Origin of the sequence: Streptomyces sp. NPDC090025 (genome assembly GCF_044748125.1) — a bacterium.
In the GTDB taxonomy this organism is placed as follows: Bacteria; Actinomycetota; Actinomycetes; order Streptomycetales; family Streptomycetaceae; genus Streptomyces.
The window spans coordinates 34,468-50,755 of sequence record NZ_JBIVFL010000016.1; the positions used below are offsets into that span (position 1 = coordinate 34,468).

Below are 16,288 nucleotides of genomic sequence, written 5' to 3' on the forward strand. Positions count from 1 at the left end.
GTCGGGGGCGATGACGGAGGCCGGTGGATCTTGGGTGGGGTTTGCCAGGACCGCCCGGGGTGGGGACAGCCCCACCCCACGGTGATGGCCTAGCCCTTGCGGCTGATGAGGAGCAGCGCCCGGTCGTCGTTGACGTCCTTGGCGCATGCCTCGATGAGGTGCCAGGCGGCGCCCTCGAAACCGGCCGTCACATAGCGGTCGGCCTCGCCGGTGAGCCGGTCGATGCCTTCGGCGATGTCCCGTTCGGCGCTCTCGACGAGGCCGTCGGTGAACAGCATCAGGACGTCGCCGGGCCGCAGCGAGCCCTTGACGGCGTGGAAGTCGGCGCCGTCGTAGACGCCGAGCAGCGGGCCCTCGGCGGCCTTCTCCTCCCAGCGGCCGGTGCCCGCGTGCAGCTGGAGGGCGGGCGGGTGTCCGGCGGAGAGGAGTTCGTAGTCGCCGGACTCCAGGTCGAGCACCAGGTGGATGGAGGTGGCGAAGCCCTCGTCCCAGTCCTGGCGGAGCAGATAGCCGTTGGCGGCGGGCAGGAAGCCGTGCGGGGGCAGCGAGCCGAGCAGGCCGCCGAAGGCGCCGGAGAGCAGCAGCGCGCGGGATCCGGCGTCCATGCCCTTACCGGAGACGTCGGTGAGGACGACCTCCAGGGTGCGGCCGCCGTGGGTGCGGGCGGCGACCACGAAGTCGCCGGAGAAGGACTGGCCGCCGGCCGGGCGCAGCGCCATCTCGCGGTGCCAGCCGGCCGGCAGCCGGGGCAGCGCGCTCTGCACCCGGATGCGTTCGCGCAGGTCGAAGAGCATGGTGCCGCCGCGCCGCCAGGGCACTCCGACGCGGGCCCGGAACTGGGCGATGAGCAGGCCGAACAGGCCGCAGGCGGCGACCACGAGGACGGTGCCGGGGGTGACCCGGGCGGGGCCCTCGGTGTACGGGCCGAGCACGACGGACTCGACGATGAGGGCGCCCGCGGCCGTGGCGTACAGGCCGAGCAGGCTGGCGGGCCGCAGCAGCAGGCCGCCCGCGACGATCGGCAGGACGAGCGCGACCGGGGCGCACCAGACCGGGTTGAGCAGGGTGCCGCAGGCGATGGCGGGGACGGTGAGGAGGAGTCCGGCGAGGGCGAGCCAGTCGGAGCCGTCGCCGCGGAAGTAGTCGACGCCGCTGCGGCGCAGCGCGACGCGGGCCCGGTGGGCGCGCTTGCGCATCCGGGCCGCGTACGAGTCCACCGCTCCGCGACGTGCCATTGGCCTGGACCCTATCCACCCGAACGGAGCTCGTGCAGGGGGGACCCGGGTGACATGGCATACGAAATCGGGTCGCGTCGGGTGCGGGGCCGCTGATATCGATGGCTCATGACGACTCGACTGCGGGATCTGGACCTGGCGGAATGGGACGACTGGTACGCGGTCCTGGAGCTCGCGTTCGGTGGTGTGGCGGAGGCCGACGAGGAGCGCGAGCTGTGGCGGGCCCTGACCGAGCCGGGGCGTTTCCTCGGCGCGTGGGACGAGGACCGCTGGGTCGGTACGGCGGGCGCGTTCACGTTCCGGCTGACCGTGCCGGGCGGGAACGTGGTCCCGGCGGCCGGGGTGACGATGGTGAGCGTGGCCGGGACGCACCGGCGGCGCGGGGTGCTCACGTCGATGATGCGGCGGCAGCTGGCGGACGTGCGGAGCTGGGGCGAGCCGCTGGCGGTCCTGACGGCCTCGGAGCCGGAGATCTACGGCCGGTTCGGCTACGGCCTCGCGACGCACACCGTGCGGGCCACGATCGACACGGCCCGGGTGCGGCTCGCGGTGCCGGACGGCACGGACGCGGTGCGGCTGCGCACGGCGACGCCGGAGGCGGCGCTCGGCGCGATCGAGGAGGTGTACGCGGCACTGGTCGGCTCGCGGCCGGGGATGCTGGAGCGGCGTCCCGGCTGGGAGCGGGTGGACCTGATCGATCCGCCGGGCGAGCGGGAGGGCGCGTCGCCGCGTCGCGCGGTACTGGCGGAGCGGGACGGCCGGGTGGTCGGCTACGCGTTGTACTCGGTGAAGCCGGAGTGGACGGCCGCGGGCCCGGACGGCACGGTGAACGTGGTCCGGCTCGCCGGTCTCGACCCGGCGGCGGAGGCGGCGCTCTGGCGGTACCTGTGCTCGGTGGACCTGACGGTCCGGGTGAAGGTGAACAGCCGTCCGGTGGACGACGCCTGGCAGCATCTGGTGTCGGACGTGCGGCGCTGTGAACCGACCGCGCGGGACGGCCTGTTCGTGCGGCTCGTGGAGGTGGGCGAGGCGCTCGCGGCCCGCGCGTACCAGACGCCGGTGGACGTGGTGTTCGAGGTCGCGGACCCGTTCTGCCCCTGGAACGAGGGGCGTTGGCGGCTGACCGGCGACACCAAGGGCGCGCGGTGCGTGCGCACCGAGGACGCGGCGGACGTGGCGCTTTCGGTGCGGGAGCTGGGCGCGGCCTATCTGGGCGGTGTGTCGCTGCTGTCGCTCGCGGCGGCGGGGCGGGTGCGGGAGCTGCGTGAGGGCGCGCTGACGGAGGCGTCGGTGGCGTTCGGTTCGCCGGTCGCGCCGTGGCTGCCGCACGGGTTCTGAGCGGGGCGGTGGCGGGGCCCGGGCGGATGCGGTACGGGGCCGGGCCCGGGCCCGGGTCCGGTACGGGGCCGGGCGCCGCTCCGTACCGGCTTCAGCGGGTCTGGCAGCCCGGGCACCAGAACAGGTTGCGGTTCGCGAGGTCCGCGGTGCGGATCTCGGTGCCGCAGATGTGGCAGGGCTGGTGGGCCCGGCGGTAGACGTAGACCTCGCCGCCGTGGTCGTCGACGCGCGGCGGGCGGCCCATGGCCTCGGGGGTGTGTTCGGGGCGGACGGTGTCGATGCGGTTGAGGCGGACGCCCTCGCGCATCAGCCCCACCAGGTCCCGCCAGATCGCGTCCCATTCCCGCTCGGTGAGCTCACGCCCGGTGCGGTACGGGTCGATGCCGTGGCGGAAGAGGACCTCGGCGCGGTAGACGTTGCCGACGCCCGCGACGATCTTCTGGTCCATGAGGAGGGCGGCGACGGTGGTGCGGGAGGCGGAGATCCGCCGCCACGCGCGCGCGGGGTCGTCGGCGGGGCGCAGCGGGTCGGGGCCGAGCCGGTCGTGTATCGCCTGCTTCTCGGCGTCCGTGACGAGCGCGCAGGTGGTGGGGCCGCGCAGGTCGACGTACGACTCGGGGTTGGCGAGCCGCAGCCGCACGGTGTCGGTGGGCGGCGGCGGGGTGCCGTCGGTGGTGGCGCCGAAGCCGACCTTGCCGAAGAGGCCGAGGTGGATGTGGACCCATTCCTCGCCGGGGAAGCCGAGGAAGAGGTGTTTGCCGTGCGCCTCGGTGGTCTGAAGGACGGTGCCGTCGAGCAGGGCGGCCGAGTCGGTGAACTTGCCCTGCGGGCTGGTGACCCGGACCGGCCGGCCGCCGAACCGTTCCCGGTAGTCGGCGGCCAGTCGGTGGATGGTGTGCCCTTCGGGCATCAGACGGCCGGCTCCTGCGGGTGGTGGGCCGGGATCGCCGGGAGCTCGCCGGTGGTCTCGTACGCGGCGAGCATCTCGATGCGGCGGGTGTGCCGCGCGTCGCCCGAGTAGGGGGTGGCGAGGAAGATCTCGACGAACTTGGTCGCCTCTTCCTGGCTGTGCATGCGGGCGCCGACGGAGACGACGTTGGCGTTGTTGTGCTCGCGGCCGAGGGCGGCGGTCTGCTCGCTCCAGGCGAGGGCGGCACGGACGCCCTTGACCTTGTTGGCGGCGATCTGCTCGCCGTTGCCGGAGCCGCCGATGACGATGCCGAGGGCCTCCGGGTCGGCGGCGGTCCGCTCGGCGGCGCGCAGGCAGAACGGCGGGTAGTCGTCCTGGGCGTCGTAGATGTGGGGACCGCAGTCGACGGGCTCGTGGCCGTGGGCCTTCAGCCACTCGACGAGGTGGTTCTTGAGTTCGTAGCCGGCATGGTCGGAGCCGAGGTAGACGCGCATGGTTCCGAGTGTGGCACGGCCGATGCCGGGTAGCCGTCAGCGGGGTCGGGACCCTCGGACCACCGGTTCGGGACCAAGGTCCCGGGTCCTCCGGGTCTTATGTCCTGAATCACGATCCGGATTCAAGTCTTCCCGTACCCGGCGGTCTGCGGGTTACATGTCACGGGCTCGTGACCCGGGCCACCCCCACACCTAAGGAAGCGTTCATGAACACGCAGCCGACCCTGGCAAAGGAAGGCGAGGTCTCCGGTGACCCCGGCGGCTCCGGCTCGTCCGCTCCCGGCGACAACGGCGGCCTGAAGGCCGGACTGAAGAACCGCCATCTGTCGATGATCGCCATCGGCGGTGTCATCGGCGCCGGTCTGTTCGTCGGTTCCGGTTCCGGCATCGCCGCCGCGGGCCCCGCGATCCTGCTGTCCTACGCGCTCGTCGGCGCCATGGTCGTCTTCGTGATGCGGATGCTCGGCGAGATGGCCGCGGCCCGCCCCTCCTCCGGCTCCTTCTCGGCCTACGCCGACCAGGCGCTCGGCCGCTGGGCCGGTTTCACCATCGGCTGGCTGTACTGGTTCTTCTGGGTGGTGGTGCTCGCCGTCGAGGCGACGGCCGGCGCCAAGATCCTGGAGAGCTGGATCCCGGCCGTCCCGCAGTGGGGCTGGGCGCTGATCGTGATGGTGGTGCTCACCGCCACCAACCTGGCCTCGGTCTCCTCGTACGGCGAGTTCGAGTTCTGGTTCGCGGGCATCAAGGTCGTCGCCATCGGCGCGTTCGTGGTGGTCGGGCTGCTCGCCGTGTTCGGTGTGCTGCCGGGCTCGGACAACCCGGGCGCGGGCTTCGCGCACCTCACCGACGCCGGGGGCTTCTTCCCGATGGGCGCGGGGGCGATCCTCACCGGTGTGCTGATGGTCGTGTTCTCCTTCATGGGCTCCGAGATCGTCACCCTGGCGGCCGGTGAGTCGGAGGACCCGCAGCGGGCCGTCACCAAGGCCACCAACAGCGTGATCTGGCGGATCGGCGTCTTCTACCTGGGCTCGATCTTCGTGGTCCTGACCCTGCTGCCGTGGAACGACAAGGCGATCACCGAGAAGGGCTCGTACGTCGCCGCCCTCGACTCGATCGGCATCCCGCACGCCGGGCAGGTCATGAACGTGATCGTGCTGACCGCCGTGCTCTCCTGCCTGAACTCGGGCCTCTACACCGCGTCCCGGATGGCGTTCTCGCTCGGCCAGCGCGGTGACGCGCCCAAGGCGTTCGCCCGCACCAACGGCCGCGGGGTGCCGACCCCGGCGATCCTCGCCTCGGTCGCCTTCGGCTTCGTCGCGGTCTTCTTCAACTACAAGTGGCCCGACACCGTCTTCGCGTTCCTGCTGAACTCCTCCGGCGCCGTCGCCCTCTTCGTGTGGCTGGTCATCTGCGTGACCCAGCTGCGGATGCGCGGCATCATCCTGCGCGAGACGCCGGACAAGCTCGTGGTGCGGATGTGGCTGTTCCCGTACCTGACCTGGGCCACCATCGCCATGATCACCTTCGTGCTCGGCTACATGGTCTACGACGGCGGCAGCAACCGTGAGCAGGTCGTGCTCTCGCTGCTCGTCGCGGCCCTCGTGCTCGCGGTCGGCCTGGTGAAGGACCGGCTGCGCAAGAGCGCGGGCCCGGAGCTTGAGCTGGAGCGGCACTGATCCACCCGGCCCGGCGGTAGCCGTCGGGCGGACGCGAAAAAAGGCTCTCCGCACCCCGGTCGTCCCGGGTGCGGAGAGCCTTTCGTCGTTTTTCGCCGTCGGTGCGTGCGGAGCCGTCAGCCCTTGCGGCCGAGGAACTTCCAGGAGGCGGGCAGCGCGCCCATCGCGAGGACCGCCTTCAGGGCGTCGCCGATGAGGAACGGGGTGAGGCCCGCGGCGACGGCCTGGCCGAGGCTCATGCCGGTGGCGAGGGCCAGGTACGGCACGCCCACCGCGTAGATGATCGCGGAGCCCAGCACCATCGTGCCCGCCATCCGCAGCACGGAGCGGTCGGCGCCGCGCCGGGCGAGGCCGCCGACCACGGTCGCGGCGAGCAGCATGCCGAGGATGTAGCCGAACGAGGCCATCGACCAGCCGGACGCGCCTTCGGCGAACCAGGGCAGCCCCGCCATCCCGGCCACGGCGTACAGGCCGAGGGAGAGGAAGCCGCGGCGGGCGCCGAGGGCGGTGCCGACGAGCAGCGCGGCGAAGGTCTGGCCGGAGACCGGGACCGGGGAGCCGGGGACCGGCACGGTCAGCTGGGCGGCCAGGCCGGTGAGCGCGGCGCCGCCGACGACGAGCACGAGGTCGCGGGCGCGGCTGGCCGGGACGAGGTCGGCGAGGACCACGCCGGGGCGGCCGGACCGGAGGGAGGAGAGGGGGGCGGCGGCGGTGCTCATCGGTGGCTGCTCCGGGGAGAGGAGGGGTGGGGACGGTGGGACAGCGTCGACCGTATGCCAGGGGCGTACGGGTGATCACCATCAGCCGCCCACAAAGCGGAGGTTGAGCCCTTCGTGGAGACCGCACAAAGGGCGGTGATCCCGTCGGGCGCCACGTGACGCTTGTCACTGGCCACTCGCGGCGAGAGGTCCGTTTTGCGTCGGGAGACCGGAAACGGGGACACTGTGGGGTCTCCATAAACGTCTTCGTATCCCCTGAGAGCACGAGCCCCCACATGCGCGACTCCCTGGCTCCGGAACCCGAGCCCCTCTCCCATGGTCTGAAGCAGCGTCATCTCACGATGCTGGGGCTCGGCGGCGTGATCGGCGCGGGCCTGTTCGTCGGCTCGGGGGCGGGCATCGCCGTCGCCGGTCCCGGGATCGTCGTCTCGTATCTGATCGCGGGCGCGCTCGCGATGCTGGTCATGCGGATGCTGGGCGAGATGTCGGCGGCGATGCCTGCGTCGGGCGCGTTCTCGGTGCACGCGGAGCGGGCGCTGGGCCGCTGGGCGGGCTTCTCGGTGGGCTGGCTGTACTGGTTCCTGCTGGTGGTGGTGCTCGCGGTGGAGGCGACCGGCGCGGCCCGGATCGCCAACGGGTGGGTGCCGGGGGTCCCGCAGTGGGGCTGGGTGCTGATCTTCATGGTGGTGTTCACCGTGACCAACCTGGCGGCGGTGAAGAACTTCGGTGAGTTCGAGTTCTGGTTCGCGGCCCTGAAGGTCGGCGCGATCACGCTGTTCCTGGTGCTCGGCACGCTGGCGATCGTCGGCTGGCTGCCGGACACCGATCCGATCGGTCTCACCAACCTCACCGGTCAGGGCGGTTTCCTGCCGAACGGCTGGTCGGGCGTGGTGTCCGGGGTGCTCGCGGTGGTGTTCGCGTTCGGCGGCCTCGAGGTCGTGACGATCGCGGCGGCCGAGTCGGACGACCCGGCGCGCAATGTGGCCCGCGCGGTGCGCAGCGCGGTGTGGCGGATCCTCTTCTTCTACGTGGGTTCGATGCTGGTGATCGTGACCCTGCTGCCGTGGACGTCGATGGAGCCGGGCGAGTCGCCGTACGTGGCGGTGCTCGACTCGATCGGGGTGCCCGGGGCCGGGCAGATCATGAACATCGTGGTGTTCGTGGCGCTGCTCTCGGCGCTGAACGCCAACCTGTACGGCTCGTCCCGGATGGTGTTCTCGCTGGCCGAGCGCGGTGAGGCGCCGCGCGGGCTGCTGAAGGTGTCGGGCGGCGGGGTGCCGCGGCGTGCGGTGCTGGCGTCGGTGGCGTTCGGCTTCGTGTCGGTGCTGCTCAATCTGAAGTGGCCGGATTCGGTCTTCCTCTACATGCTGAACGCGGTCGGCGCGGTGCTGCTCTTCGTGTGGGCGCTGATCGCGGTGTCGCAGCTGCGGCTGCGGCGCCGGATCGAGCGGGAGAGGCCCGAGGCGCTGACCCTGCGGATGTGGGGCTTCCCGTGGCTGACCTGGACGGCGCTCGGCGCGATGGCGGTGGTGTTCGTGCTGATGCTGTTCGACGACTCCGCCCGGCCGCAGCTGCTGTGGTCGGCGGGGGCGACGGCGGTGGTCCTGGCGGTGGCGGGGCTGCGGGAGCTGCGGGCCCGCCGGGGCGGCGGCGAGCCGGGCGGCAACGGTCCGGGCGGCGGCGGGGACGGTCCGCACACCGGGCGCACGATCCGGAACTGAATCTTCACCTTGTGTGAAGGTCGTGCCCGTATAGCGGACATCCGTTCCCTGTGAGCGGTACGGCCCCACAGACTGTGGGGCACCTCCCCGTCTCACTCCATGAACAGGTGTGCCCATGTCTCGGACCACCGCGCCCGCGCCGGCCGACCGCGAGGACGGCGCCGCCCACCCCGGCCCCGGGGGCCTCGGCCACGGACTGAAGCAGCGTCATCTGTCGATGATCGCCCTCGGCGGTGTCATCGGCGCCGGGCTCTTCGTCGGCTCCGGCGCCGGTATCGCCGCCGCCGGACCCTCCATCGTCGTCGCGTACACGATCTCCGGCGTGCTCGTCATGCTGGTGATGCGGATGCTCGGCGAGATGTCGGCCGCCAACCCGGCCTCCGGCTCCTTCTCGGTGCACGCCGAGCGGGCGTTCGGCCCGTGGGCCGGTTTCACCGCGGGCTGGGCCTTCTGGTTCCTGCTGTGCGTGGCCGTCGGCCTGGAGGGCATCGGCGCCGCGAACATCATGGTCGGCTGGTTCCCCGGCACCCCGGCGTGGGCCTGGGTGGCGCTGTTCATGCTGCTGTTCTGCGGCGCCAACCTGGCGGCCGTGAAGAACTTCGGCGAGTTCGAGTTCTGGTTCGCCGCCCTGAAGGTGGGCGCGATCGTGCTCTTCCTCGGCATCGGCGTGCTCGCCATCGTCGGCGCCCTGCCCGGCACCGACGCGCCCGGCACCGCCAATCTGACCGGCGACGGCGGCTTCTTCCCGCACGGCTCGGAGGGCCTGATCGTCGGCCTGCTGGCCTCGGTCTTCGCGTACGGCGGTCTGGAGACCGTCACCATCGCCGCGGCCGAGTCCGAGCACCCGGTGCGGGGCGTGGCCAAGGCGGTCCGCACCGCGATGTGGCGGATCGCGCTCTTCTACATCGGCTCGATGGCGGTCATCGTCACGCTGGTGCCGTGGGACGACAAGACGGTCGTCGAGAAGGGCCCGTACGTCGCCACCCTCGACCACCTGGGTATCCCGGCCGCCGGACAGATCATGAACGTGGTCGTCCTGATCGCCCTGCTCTCGGCGATGAACGCCAACATCTACGGCGCCTCCCGGATGGCCTGCTCGCTGATCGCCCGAGACCAGGGCCCGAAGGCCCTCGGCCGGACCTTCGGCGGGGTGCCGCGCCCGGCGGTGCTGATCTCCTCGGCGGTCGGCTTCGGCTGTGTGCTGCTCAGCTACTGGTCGCCGGACAAGGCGTTCACCTGGCTGCTCAACACCATCGGCGCGATCATCCTCGTCGTCTGGTTCTTCATCGCCGCCTCCCAGCTGGTGCTGCGCCGCCGCACCGAGCGCGAGGCGCCCGAGACGCTGGTCGTGCGGATGTGGGCGTTCCCGGTGCTGACCTGGGTGGCGCTGGCCGGGATGGCCACGGTCTTCGTCCTGATGGCCCGCGAGGAGGAGACCCGGATCCAGCTCTACTCGACGGGCGCGCTGACCCTGGTGCTCGCGGCGGTCGGCTACGGCCTCCAGCGCGCACGGCGGAACCGGGCGGCGGAGTCCGCCTGAGTCCCTCCGAACACGCGAAGGGCCCCGTACGAGCAAGCCGCTCGTGCGGGGCCCTTCGCGTCGCCGGGCGGGCCCGGGCGCGGGGCCCGTTCCAGCGACCTAGGGCCAAGGGCTGATCAACATCACGTGCACCTACTGTTAGCCTGCACCTGCATATAGGTTGCAATAAGCAGTCAGTCGAAGGGCTCGGCACACCATGGCGATCTACACACTTCCGGAGCTGCCGTACGACTACGCGGCGCTGGAGCCGGTGATCAATCCGCAGATCATCGAGCTGCACCACGACAAGCACCACGCCGCGTACGTGAAGGGTGCGAACGACACCCTGGAGCAGCTGGAGGAGGCGCGGGACAAGGACCAGTGGGGGGCCATCAACGGCCTGGAGAAGAACCTGGCGTTCCACCTCTCCGGTCACATCCTGCACTCCATCTACTGGAACAACATGAACAGCCCGAAGGACGGTGGCGGCGGTGAGCCGCTGGCCGCCGACGGGGTGGGCGAGCTCGCCGACGCGATCACCGAGTCCTTCGGCTCCTTCGCCAAGTTCAAGGCGCAGCTGACCAAGGCGTCCGCGACCACCCAGGGCTCCGGCTGGGGCGTCCTCGCGTACGAGCCGATCAGCGGCCGGCTGATCGTCGAGCAGGTCTACGACCACCAGGGCAACGTCGGCCAGGGCTCGGTGCCCGTGCTGGTCTTCGACGCCTGGGAGCACGCCTTCTACCTGCAGTACAAGAACCAGAAGGTCGACTTCATCGAGGCCATGTGGCAGGTCGTCAACTGGCAGGACGTCAGCAAGCGCTACCACGCCGCCAAGGCGTCGGTGCCGCTGATCTCCTTCTGACGGGCCGCGGACCGGCCGCGCCCCGGCCGGTCCGCACAGCTCCTGCTCGTGATCGTCTTCTCAACCTTCACCGGGCAGGCGGATGAAAGAAGAACCCCCGCGATGACATGAATCGCGGGGGTTCTTCCATGCCGGGCGCCGGTCCCGGTACCGGGACCGGCGCCCGAAGGCGGCTACTCGAAGCTGGGCGACGCCGTCCGGGTGCGCTTGATCTCGAAGAAGCCGGGGGTGGCCGCCACCAGCAGGGTGCCGTCCCACAGCCGGGCCGCGTCCTCGCCGCGCGGGGTCGGGGTGACGACCGGGCCGAAGAAGGCGACCTCCGCGCCGTCGGCGCCGGGCACCGCGATCACCGGGGTGCCGACGTCCTGGCCGACCTTGTCGATGCCCTCCTTGTGGGAGGCGCGCAGCTCGGTGTCGTACGTGTCCTTGTCGGCGTACTCGATCAGCTCGGCCGGCAGACCGACCTCGGCGAGCGCGCCGGCGATCGCCTCACGGCTCACGCCCATGCCCTCGTTGTGGATCCGGGTGCCGAGCGCGGTGTAGAGCTTGCCGACGACCTCCTCGCCGTGCAGCTCCTTGGCGGCGACGACCACCCGCACCGGGCCCCACGCCTGGGTCCGCATCATCTCCTGGTACTCGGCCGGGAGCTCCTCCATCCGGTTCTCGTTGAGGACCGCGAGGCTCATCACCTTCCAGGTCACGTCGACCGGACGGACCTTCTCCACCTCCAGCATCCAGCGGGAGGTCATCCACGCCCACGGGCACAGGGGGTCGAAGTAGAACTCGGCGGTGGTCCTGGTCTCGGACATGTGACTCCTCGGAAAGGGCCTCGGAAGATGGCCTCGGTAAGGCGTTGCGCCGTCCCTGGCAACGCCCTGGGGCCCTGGTGGCATTCCCGGGCACCCGGTGACAGTGGCACATGGGAGGATCGGTGCTGTTTCCGACGGCGTGACGAAGGAGTGCCCGTGCCCGGAGAGAATCTGTCCCGCGACGAAGCCCGCGAGCGGGCCGAGCTGCTGTCCGTGGACGGCTACGAGGTCGCGCTCGACCTGCGCTCGGCGGTCGGCGAGGCCGGGGAGGCCGAGGTGGGCGGGGTGCGCACCTTCCGCTCGGTGACCACGATCCGGTTCCGCCGCACCGGCACCGGCGACGCCACGTTCGTCGACCTGGTGGCCCCCGCGGTGGACGCGGTGACCCTGAACGGCCGCGCGCTCGACCCGAAGACCGTCTTCGACGGCACCCGGATCGCGCTCGACGGGCTCGCCGACGACAACGTGCTCGTGGTGGACGCCCGGTGCGCCTACAGCCGCACCGGCGAGGGCATGCACCGCTTCGTCGACCCGGAGGACGGCGAGGTCTACCTGTACACGCAGTACGAGCCGGCCGACGCCCGCCGGGTCCACGCGAACTTCGAGCAGCCCGACCTCAAGGCGCGGTTCCGCTTCTCGGTGACCGCGCCCGAGGGCTGGACGGTCTGGTCGAACGGGGCGGGCGAGCGGGACGCCGAAGGGGTGTGGCGGTTCGCCGAGACGGCGCCGATCTCCACGTACATCACCTGTGTGGTGGCGGGCCCGTACCACTACGTCACCGACTCGTACACGCGCGTGCTGGCCGACGGCGGCGAGCTGGAGATCCCGCTCGGCGCGATGTGCCGCAAGGCGCTCGCGCCGCACTTCGACGCGGACGACGTCTTCCTGATCACCAAGCAGGGCTTCGACTTCTTCCACGACAACTTCGACTACCCGTACCCCTTCGGGAAGTACGACCAGGCGTTCGTGCCCGAGTACAACCTCGGCGCGATGGAGAACCCGGGCCTGGTCACCTTCCGCGAGGAGTACATCCACCGCGGCAAGGTGACCCGGGCGTCGTACGAGCGCCGGGCGAACACGATCCTGCACGAGATGGCCCACATGTGGTTCGGCGACCTCGTGACCATGGCCTGGTGGGACGACCTGTGGCTGAAGGAGTCCTTCGCGGACTTCATGGGCTCGTTCTCGCTCGCCGAGGCGACCCGCTTCGACAACAGCTGGGTGACCTTCGCCAACAGCCGCAAGATGTGGGCGTACCGGGCCGACCAGCTGCCCTCCACCCACCCGGTCACGGCCGACATCCGTGACCTGGAGGACGCCAAGCTGAACTTCGACGGCATCACGTACGCCAAGGGCGCGTCGGTCCTGAAGCAGCTGGTGGCGTACGCGGGCCGGGAGGCGTTCCTGGAGGGCGCCCGCCGCTACTTCAAGCGCCACGCCTACGGCAACACCCGCCTCGGCGACCTGCTGGCCGTGCTGTCGGAGACCTCGGGCCGGGACATGAAGGCGTGGTCGAAGGCGTGGCTGGAGACCTCCGGCGTGAACACCCTCACCCCGGTCGTGACCTGTGACGCCGAGGGCCGGATCACCGAGCTCGCCGTCCTCCAGGAGGGCGACGAGCTGCGTCCGCACCGGGCGGCCGTCGGTCTGTACCGGCTGGCCGACGGTGAACTCACCCGCTACGCGCGCGTGGAGGCCGACATCACCGGCGCCCGCACCGTGGTCGCCGAGCTCGCGGGCGAGGAGCGGCCCGACCTGGTCCTGGTCAACGACGACGACCTCACCTACGCCAAGGTGCGCTTCGACGAGGGTTCGCTCGCCACCCTGCGGGCCCACCTCGGCGACCTCACCGACCCGCTGGCCCGCGCCCTGTGCTGGTCGGCGCTGTGGCACCTGACCCGCGACGGGCTGATGCCCGCCCGGGACTTCGTGCGGGTGGCGCTCGACTTCGCGGGCCGCGAGACCGAGATCGGCGTGCTCCAGATGGTGCACGCGTGGGCCCAGACCGCCATCACCCACTACGCGGCGCCGGAGTTCCGCGCCGAGGGCGGGCGGCTGCTCGCCGAGGGCGGGCTGCGCGAGCTGCGGCTCGCCGAGCCGGCCAGCGAGCACCAGCTGACCTGGGCGCGCTTCTTCGCCGCGGTGGCCTCGTCGGACGCCGACCTCCAGCTCCTGGAGGGGCTGCTCGACGGTTCGGCCGCGATCGACGGCCTGGTGGTCGACCGGGAGCTGCGCTGGGCGTTCCTTGAGCCGCTGGCCACCCACGGCCGCGCGGACGAGACCCGGATCGGCGCGGAGCTGGCCCAGGACGACACCGCGACCGGCAAGCGCTACCAGGTGCGCTGCCTGGCGGCCCGGCCGTCGGCCGCCGTCAAGGCGCAGGCGTGGGCGCAGGTGGTGGAGTCCGACGCGCTGTCGAACGCGCTGGTGGAGGCGACCATCGCGGGCTTCGTGCGGCCCTCGCAGCGCGAGCTGATCGCGCCGTACGCGGAGAAGTACTTCGCGGCGATCGAGAAGCTGTGGGCCGACCGGTCGATCCAGATCGGCATGGACGTGGTGCGCGGTCTCTTCCCGGGTCTTCAGGACCGTCCGGAGACGCTGGCCGCGACCGACGCCTGGCTGGCCGGGCACGCGGACGCGGCCCCGGCGCTGCGGCGCCTTGTCCTGGAGGCGCGGGACGACCTGGCGCGGGCGCTGCGGGCGCAGGAGTGCGACGCGCGGGCCGGGCGGGCCGCGTCGGCGTAGCCCGTACCCGGACCCGGGCCCGTACCCGTACGGGCGTGGGAAGGCAGCGGGGCGGCCCCCGGTCGCGGCGGAATTCCGCCGGGGCCGGGGGCCGCCCTACATCGGCAGTCGAACGCGCGTACTTTAGCCCGGAGTTGTCCCCATATGTCGACGGACGTGTAACAGCGGTTAATCCCGCTCCGGACGGCGGAAGACCGTCGGCATGAACCACAACACCCCCGACGCTCCGCTCTCCCCCCTCCCCCGCACCGGCTTCGACCGGTTCCAGGAGGCCATCCGCTACGCCCGCACCGAGGCGATGATCACCGGGCTCGCCGCGCTCTCCCTCTACCGGTTCGCCGCCGCCCCGCCGCCCGGGATGATCGAGCGGATCGACGTCCTGGTGGCGCGCACCCGGCGGCTGCGCTCCACCCACCAGATCCGGGTGGTGCGGGCGGTCGAGCCGCCGCACCCGGTCGAGATCGACGCGCTGCCGGTCGCCCCGGTCCCCCGGGCGCTCGCCGACGCCGTCTCCGCGCTCGACGACGCGGGCGTGGTCCGCCGCCTGCTCACCGAGGCGGTCAGCGGCGGTCACTGCGAACCGGGCGCGGTGGTACGGGAGTTGAACCGGGCCCGGCTGCTCACCCGGCCGCACGTGGTGGACGCGGTGGACTCGCTGCTCGCCGAGGGCCGGTCCATCGCCGAGGACCGGCTGTACGCGATGGTGCGCGAGTTCGCGCTGCCGGACCCGCTGTGGAACGTGGACCTGCGGCTCCCGGGCGGCCCGCACCTGGGCGGCGTCGACGCCTTCTGGCCGGACCAGTCGGTCGCGGTCGAGCTGGACACCCGGGCGCCGCGGCAGGACGACGACGCGCTGTGGACGGAGTACACGCGCAAGCGCGAGCACCTGGAGCGGCTCGGCATCACGGTCGTGCACCTCACCCCGCGCAAGCTGCGCGAGTCGATGGACCAGCAGGCGACCGTGGTCCGTACGGCCCTGATGGCGGCCGGGGACCGGCAGCCGGCCGCCTACGTCGTCGTCCTGCCCCGCTGACGCGTCAGCGCGCGGCGAGCCGCGCCGCGCCCCCCGGAGCCGACTTCGCGGCGGCCTTCGGAGCCGTACCGCAGAACTCCGCCTCGATCAGGGACTGGGTGCCGCCCGTCCAGTCGGCGTTGACGTTGGCGGCGAAGGTGTGCGCACCGTCCCGGGTGGCCTGGGCCTCGGAGTTGGACCCGTGGATGCCGCCGCCGTGCCCCCAGACCTCCTTGCCGCAGCTCAGCTTCTGCCGCATCAGCCCGAGCCCGTAACCGAGTTCCGGCGTGACGGCGACGGTGTCCGTCATCTCCCGCATCTCCTCGGCCGGCAGCAGCCGGCCCTTGAGCAGGGCGCGGTAGAAGGTCTGCAGATCGTTGGCGTCGGAGATCATCTCGCCCGCCGCCCCCGCGATGCTGGGGTTGAGCTCGGTGACGTCGTAGGAGGGACCGTCGGTCGTCTCGCGGGAGAGCTTGGAGTACGCGGGCGAGTGCGGGCGCGGCATCGTCGGCCGGGTGCCGGGGACGCTGGTGGCGCGCAGCCCGAGCGGCTTGAGGATCCGGTTCTCGACCGCCTTGGCGTAGGGGCGTCCGGTGACCTTCTCGATGACCATGCCGGCGAGCACGAAGTTGGTGTTCGAGTAGTTCCAGGAGGTGCCGGGGGCGAAGTCGGGCTCGTGGGCCATGGCGACGGCGACCAGGTCGCGCGAGGTCCAGGTGTCGTAGCGGTGCTGGAGGAAGCCCGGGCCGAACACCCGCTCCTGGAAGGAGGGATCGGAGGTGTAGCTGTAGATGCCGCTGGTGTGGTTGAGGAGCTGGCGGACGGTGATCGCGCGGCCGTCGTGGCCGTGGCCCCGGACGACGCCCGGCAGGTACTTCTCGACCGGGTCGTCGAGGTCGATCCGGCCCTCGGCCTGGAGCTGGAGCAGGACGGTGGCCGTGAAGGTCTTGGTGATGGAGCCGACCCGGAACCGGTCCTGCCCGCCGCGCTCGCCCGCGGTGCCGGTCCAGCTCCGCTTGCCGTCGCGGGCCTGGGCGACGGCCCCGGGGACACCGGCGGCGACGGCCGCGTCGAGGGCCTGCTGGGTGGCGGCGTGCGGGCGTGCGGCGGTGGGGGCCGCGGTGGCGGTGGCGGCGACGGCCGGGGTGACGGCGACGGCGAGGGCCGCGACGAGCGCGGTGGCGGCGACGACGGTACGGCGGGTGCGCCGGGTGCGGACGGTTCGGGCGGGTGCGGCTGACATGCGTA

General features: G+C 71.9%; 13 protein-coding genes. 7 read left to right on the forward strand and 6 right to left on the reverse strand.

Annotated features, from left to right (window positions below; translation table 11 throughout):
- Positions 1–89: 89 nt before the first annotated feature.
- On the reverse strand, positions 90–1,235 hold the full coding sequence (locus ACIPXM_RS29340; RefSeq protein WP_401661549.1) for a PP2C family protein-serine/threonine phosphatase: 1,146 nt from the start codon (positions 1,233–1,235) through the stop codon (positions 90–92).
- A 108-nt stretch (positions 1,236–1,343) separates the two neighbouring features.
- On the opposite strand from ACIPXM_RS29340, the gene ACIPXM_RS29345 reads away from it, so the two are divergent.
- Positions 1,344–2,573: a GNAT family N-acetyltransferase gene (locus ACIPXM_RS29345; RefSeq protein ID WP_401661551.1), complete on the forward strand. Its 1,230-nt coding sequence runs from the start codon at positions 1,344–1,346 to the stop codon at positions 2,571–2,573.
- Positions 2,574–2,664: 91 nt separating this feature from the next.
- Here ACIPXM_RS29345 and ACIPXM_RS29350 read toward each other — a convergent pair whose 3' ends face one another.
- Together ACIPXM_RS29350 and ACIPXM_RS29355 are read right to left on the reverse strand one after the other, a co-directional pair.
- On the reverse strand, positions 2,665–3,483 hold the full coding sequence (locus ACIPXM_RS29350; protein ID WP_401661553.1) for an Fpg/Nei family DNA glycosylase: 819 nt from the start codon (positions 3,481–3,483) through the stop codon (positions 2,665–2,667).
- Positions 3,483–3,977, reverse strand: coding sequence for a ribose-5-phosphate isomerase (locus tag ACIPXM_RS29355; protein ID WP_401661556.1), 495 nt, complete (start codon positions 3,975–3,977; stop codon positions 3,483–3,485). The genes ACIPXM_RS29350 and ACIPXM_RS29355 overlap by 1 nt, the downstream gene beginning before the upstream one ends.
- A 206-nt stretch (positions 3,978–4,183) precedes the next feature.
- On the opposite strand from ACIPXM_RS29355, the gene ACIPXM_RS29360 reads away from it, so the two are divergent.
- Positions 4,184–5,653: an amino acid permease gene (locus ACIPXM_RS29360; protein WP_401661559.1), complete on the forward strand. Its 1,470-nt coding sequence runs from the start codon at positions 4,184–4,186 to the stop codon at positions 5,651–5,653.
- 116 nt (positions 5,654–5,769) lie between these two features.
- On the opposite strand, the gene ACIPXM_RS29365 is transcribed toward ACIPXM_RS29360, so the two are convergent.
- Complete coding sequence (locus ACIPXM_RS29365; RefSeq protein ID WP_401661561.1) at positions 5,770–6,372, reverse strand: biotin transporter BioY; 603 nt, start codon at positions 6,370–6,372, stop codon at positions 5,770–5,772.
- 275 nt (positions 6,373–6,647) lie between these two features.
- Here ACIPXM_RS29365 and ACIPXM_RS29370 point away from each other — a divergent pair, with 275 nt between their 5' ends.
- The 3 genes from ACIPXM_RS29370 to ACIPXM_RS29380 all read left to right on the forward strand — a co-directional run bounded on the left by ACIPXM_RS29370 (position 6,648) and on the right by ACIPXM_RS29380 (position 10,474).
- Positions 6,648–8,093, forward strand: coding sequence for an amino acid permease (locus ACIPXM_RS29370; protein ID WP_401661564.1), 1,446 nt, complete (start codon positions 6,648–6,650; stop codon positions 8,091–8,093).
- A 115-nt stretch (positions 8,094–8,208) separates the two neighbouring features.
- Entirely contained in the window at positions 8,209–9,633 is a 1,425-nt protein-coding gene (locus ACIPXM_RS29375; protein WP_401661567.1) for an amino acid permease, read from the forward strand.
- 196 nt (positions 9,634–9,829) lie between these two features.
- Entirely contained in the window at positions 9,830–10,474 is a 645-nt protein-coding gene (locus tag ACIPXM_RS29380; protein ID WP_401661570.1) for a superoxide dismutase, read from the forward strand.
- Between the two features lie 173 nt (positions 10,475–10,647).
- On the opposite strand, the gene ACIPXM_RS29385 is transcribed toward ACIPXM_RS29380, so the two are convergent.
- On the reverse strand, positions 10,648–11,283 hold the full coding sequence (locus ACIPXM_RS29385) for a DsbA family protein (RefSeq protein WP_401661573.1): 636 nt from the start codon (positions 11,281–11,283) through the stop codon (positions 10,648–10,650).
- A gap of 156 nt (positions 11,284–11,439) precedes the next feature.
- Between ACIPXM_RS29385 and pepN the strand changes: the two genes are divergently transcribed.
- Positions 11,440–14,028 carry an aminopeptidase N gene (gene pepN / locus ACIPXM_RS29390; RefSeq protein ID WP_401661576.1) on the forward strand — a complete coding sequence of 863 codons (2,589 nt, stop codon included), beginning with the start codon at positions 11,440–11,442 and terminating at the stop codon, positions 14,026–14,028.
- A gap of 202 nt (positions 14,029–14,230) precedes the next feature.
- Positions 14,231–15,061 carry a hypothetical protein gene (locus ACIPXM_RS29395; protein ID WP_401661579.1) on the forward strand — a complete coding sequence of 277 codons (831 nt, stop codon included), beginning with the start codon at positions 14,231–14,233 and terminating at the stop codon, positions 15,059–15,061.
- 4 nt (positions 15,062–15,065) lie between these two features.
- Here the strand turns inward: ACIPXM_RS29395 and ACIPXM_RS29400 are convergent, their stop codons facing one another.
- Positions 15,066–16,283 carry a serine hydrolase domain-containing protein gene (locus ACIPXM_RS29400; RefSeq protein WP_401661581.1) on the reverse strand — a complete coding sequence of 406 codons (1,218 nt, stop codon included), beginning with the start codon at positions 16,281–16,283 and terminating at the stop codon, positions 15,066–15,068.
- Positions 16,284–16,288 lie beyond the last annotated feature (5 nt).

Coding starts and splice junctions, on each gene's coding strand:
- ACIPXM_RS29380 (WP_401661570.1), top strand. CDS start 9,830: ATGGCGATCTACACACTTCCGGAGCTGCCGTACGACTACGCGGCGCTG.
- ACIPXM_RS29395 (WP_401661579.1), top strand. CDS start 14,231: ATGAACCACAACACCCCCGACGCTCCGCTCTCCCCCCTCCCCCGCACC.
- ACIPXM_RS29350 (WP_401661553.1), bottom strand. CDS start 3,483: ATGCCCGAAGGGCACACCATCCACCGACTGGCCGCCGACTACCGGGAA.
- ACIPXM_RS29400 (WP_401661581.1), bottom strand. CDS start 16,283: ATGTCAGCCGCACCCGCCCGAACCGTCCGCACCCGGCGCACCCGCCGT.
- ACIPXM_RS29355 (WP_401661556.1), bottom strand. CDS start 3,977: ATGCGCGTCTACCTCGGCTCCGACCATGCCGGCTACGAACTCAAGAAC.
- ACIPXM_RS29345 (WP_401661551.1), top strand. CDS start 1,344: ATGACGACTCGACTGCGGGATCTGGACCTGGCGGAATGGGACGACTGG.
- ACIPXM_RS29340 (WP_401661549.1), bottom strand. CDS start 1,235: ATGGCACGTCGCGGAGCGGTGGACTCGTACGCGGCCCGGATGCGCAAG.
- ACIPXM_RS29365 (WP_401661561.1), bottom strand. CDS start 6,372: ATGAGCACCGCCGCCGCCCCCCTCTCCTCCCTCCGGTCCGGCCGCCCC.
- ACIPXM_RS29385 (WP_401661573.1), bottom strand. CDS start 11,283: ATGTCCGAGACCAGGACCACCGCCGAGTTCTACTTCGACCCCCTGTGC.
- ACIPXM_RS29360 (WP_401661559.1), top strand. CDS start 4,184: ATGAACACGCAGCCGACCCTGGCAAAGGAAGGCGAGGTCTCCGGTGAC.
- ACIPXM_RS29370 (WP_401661564.1), top strand. CDS start 6,648: ATGCGCGACTCCCTGGCTCCGGAACCCGAGCCCCTCTCCCATGGTCTG.
- ACIPXM_RS29375 (WP_401661567.1), top strand. CDS start 8,209: ATGTCTCGGACCACCGCGCCCGCGCCGGCCGACCGCGAGGACGGCGCC.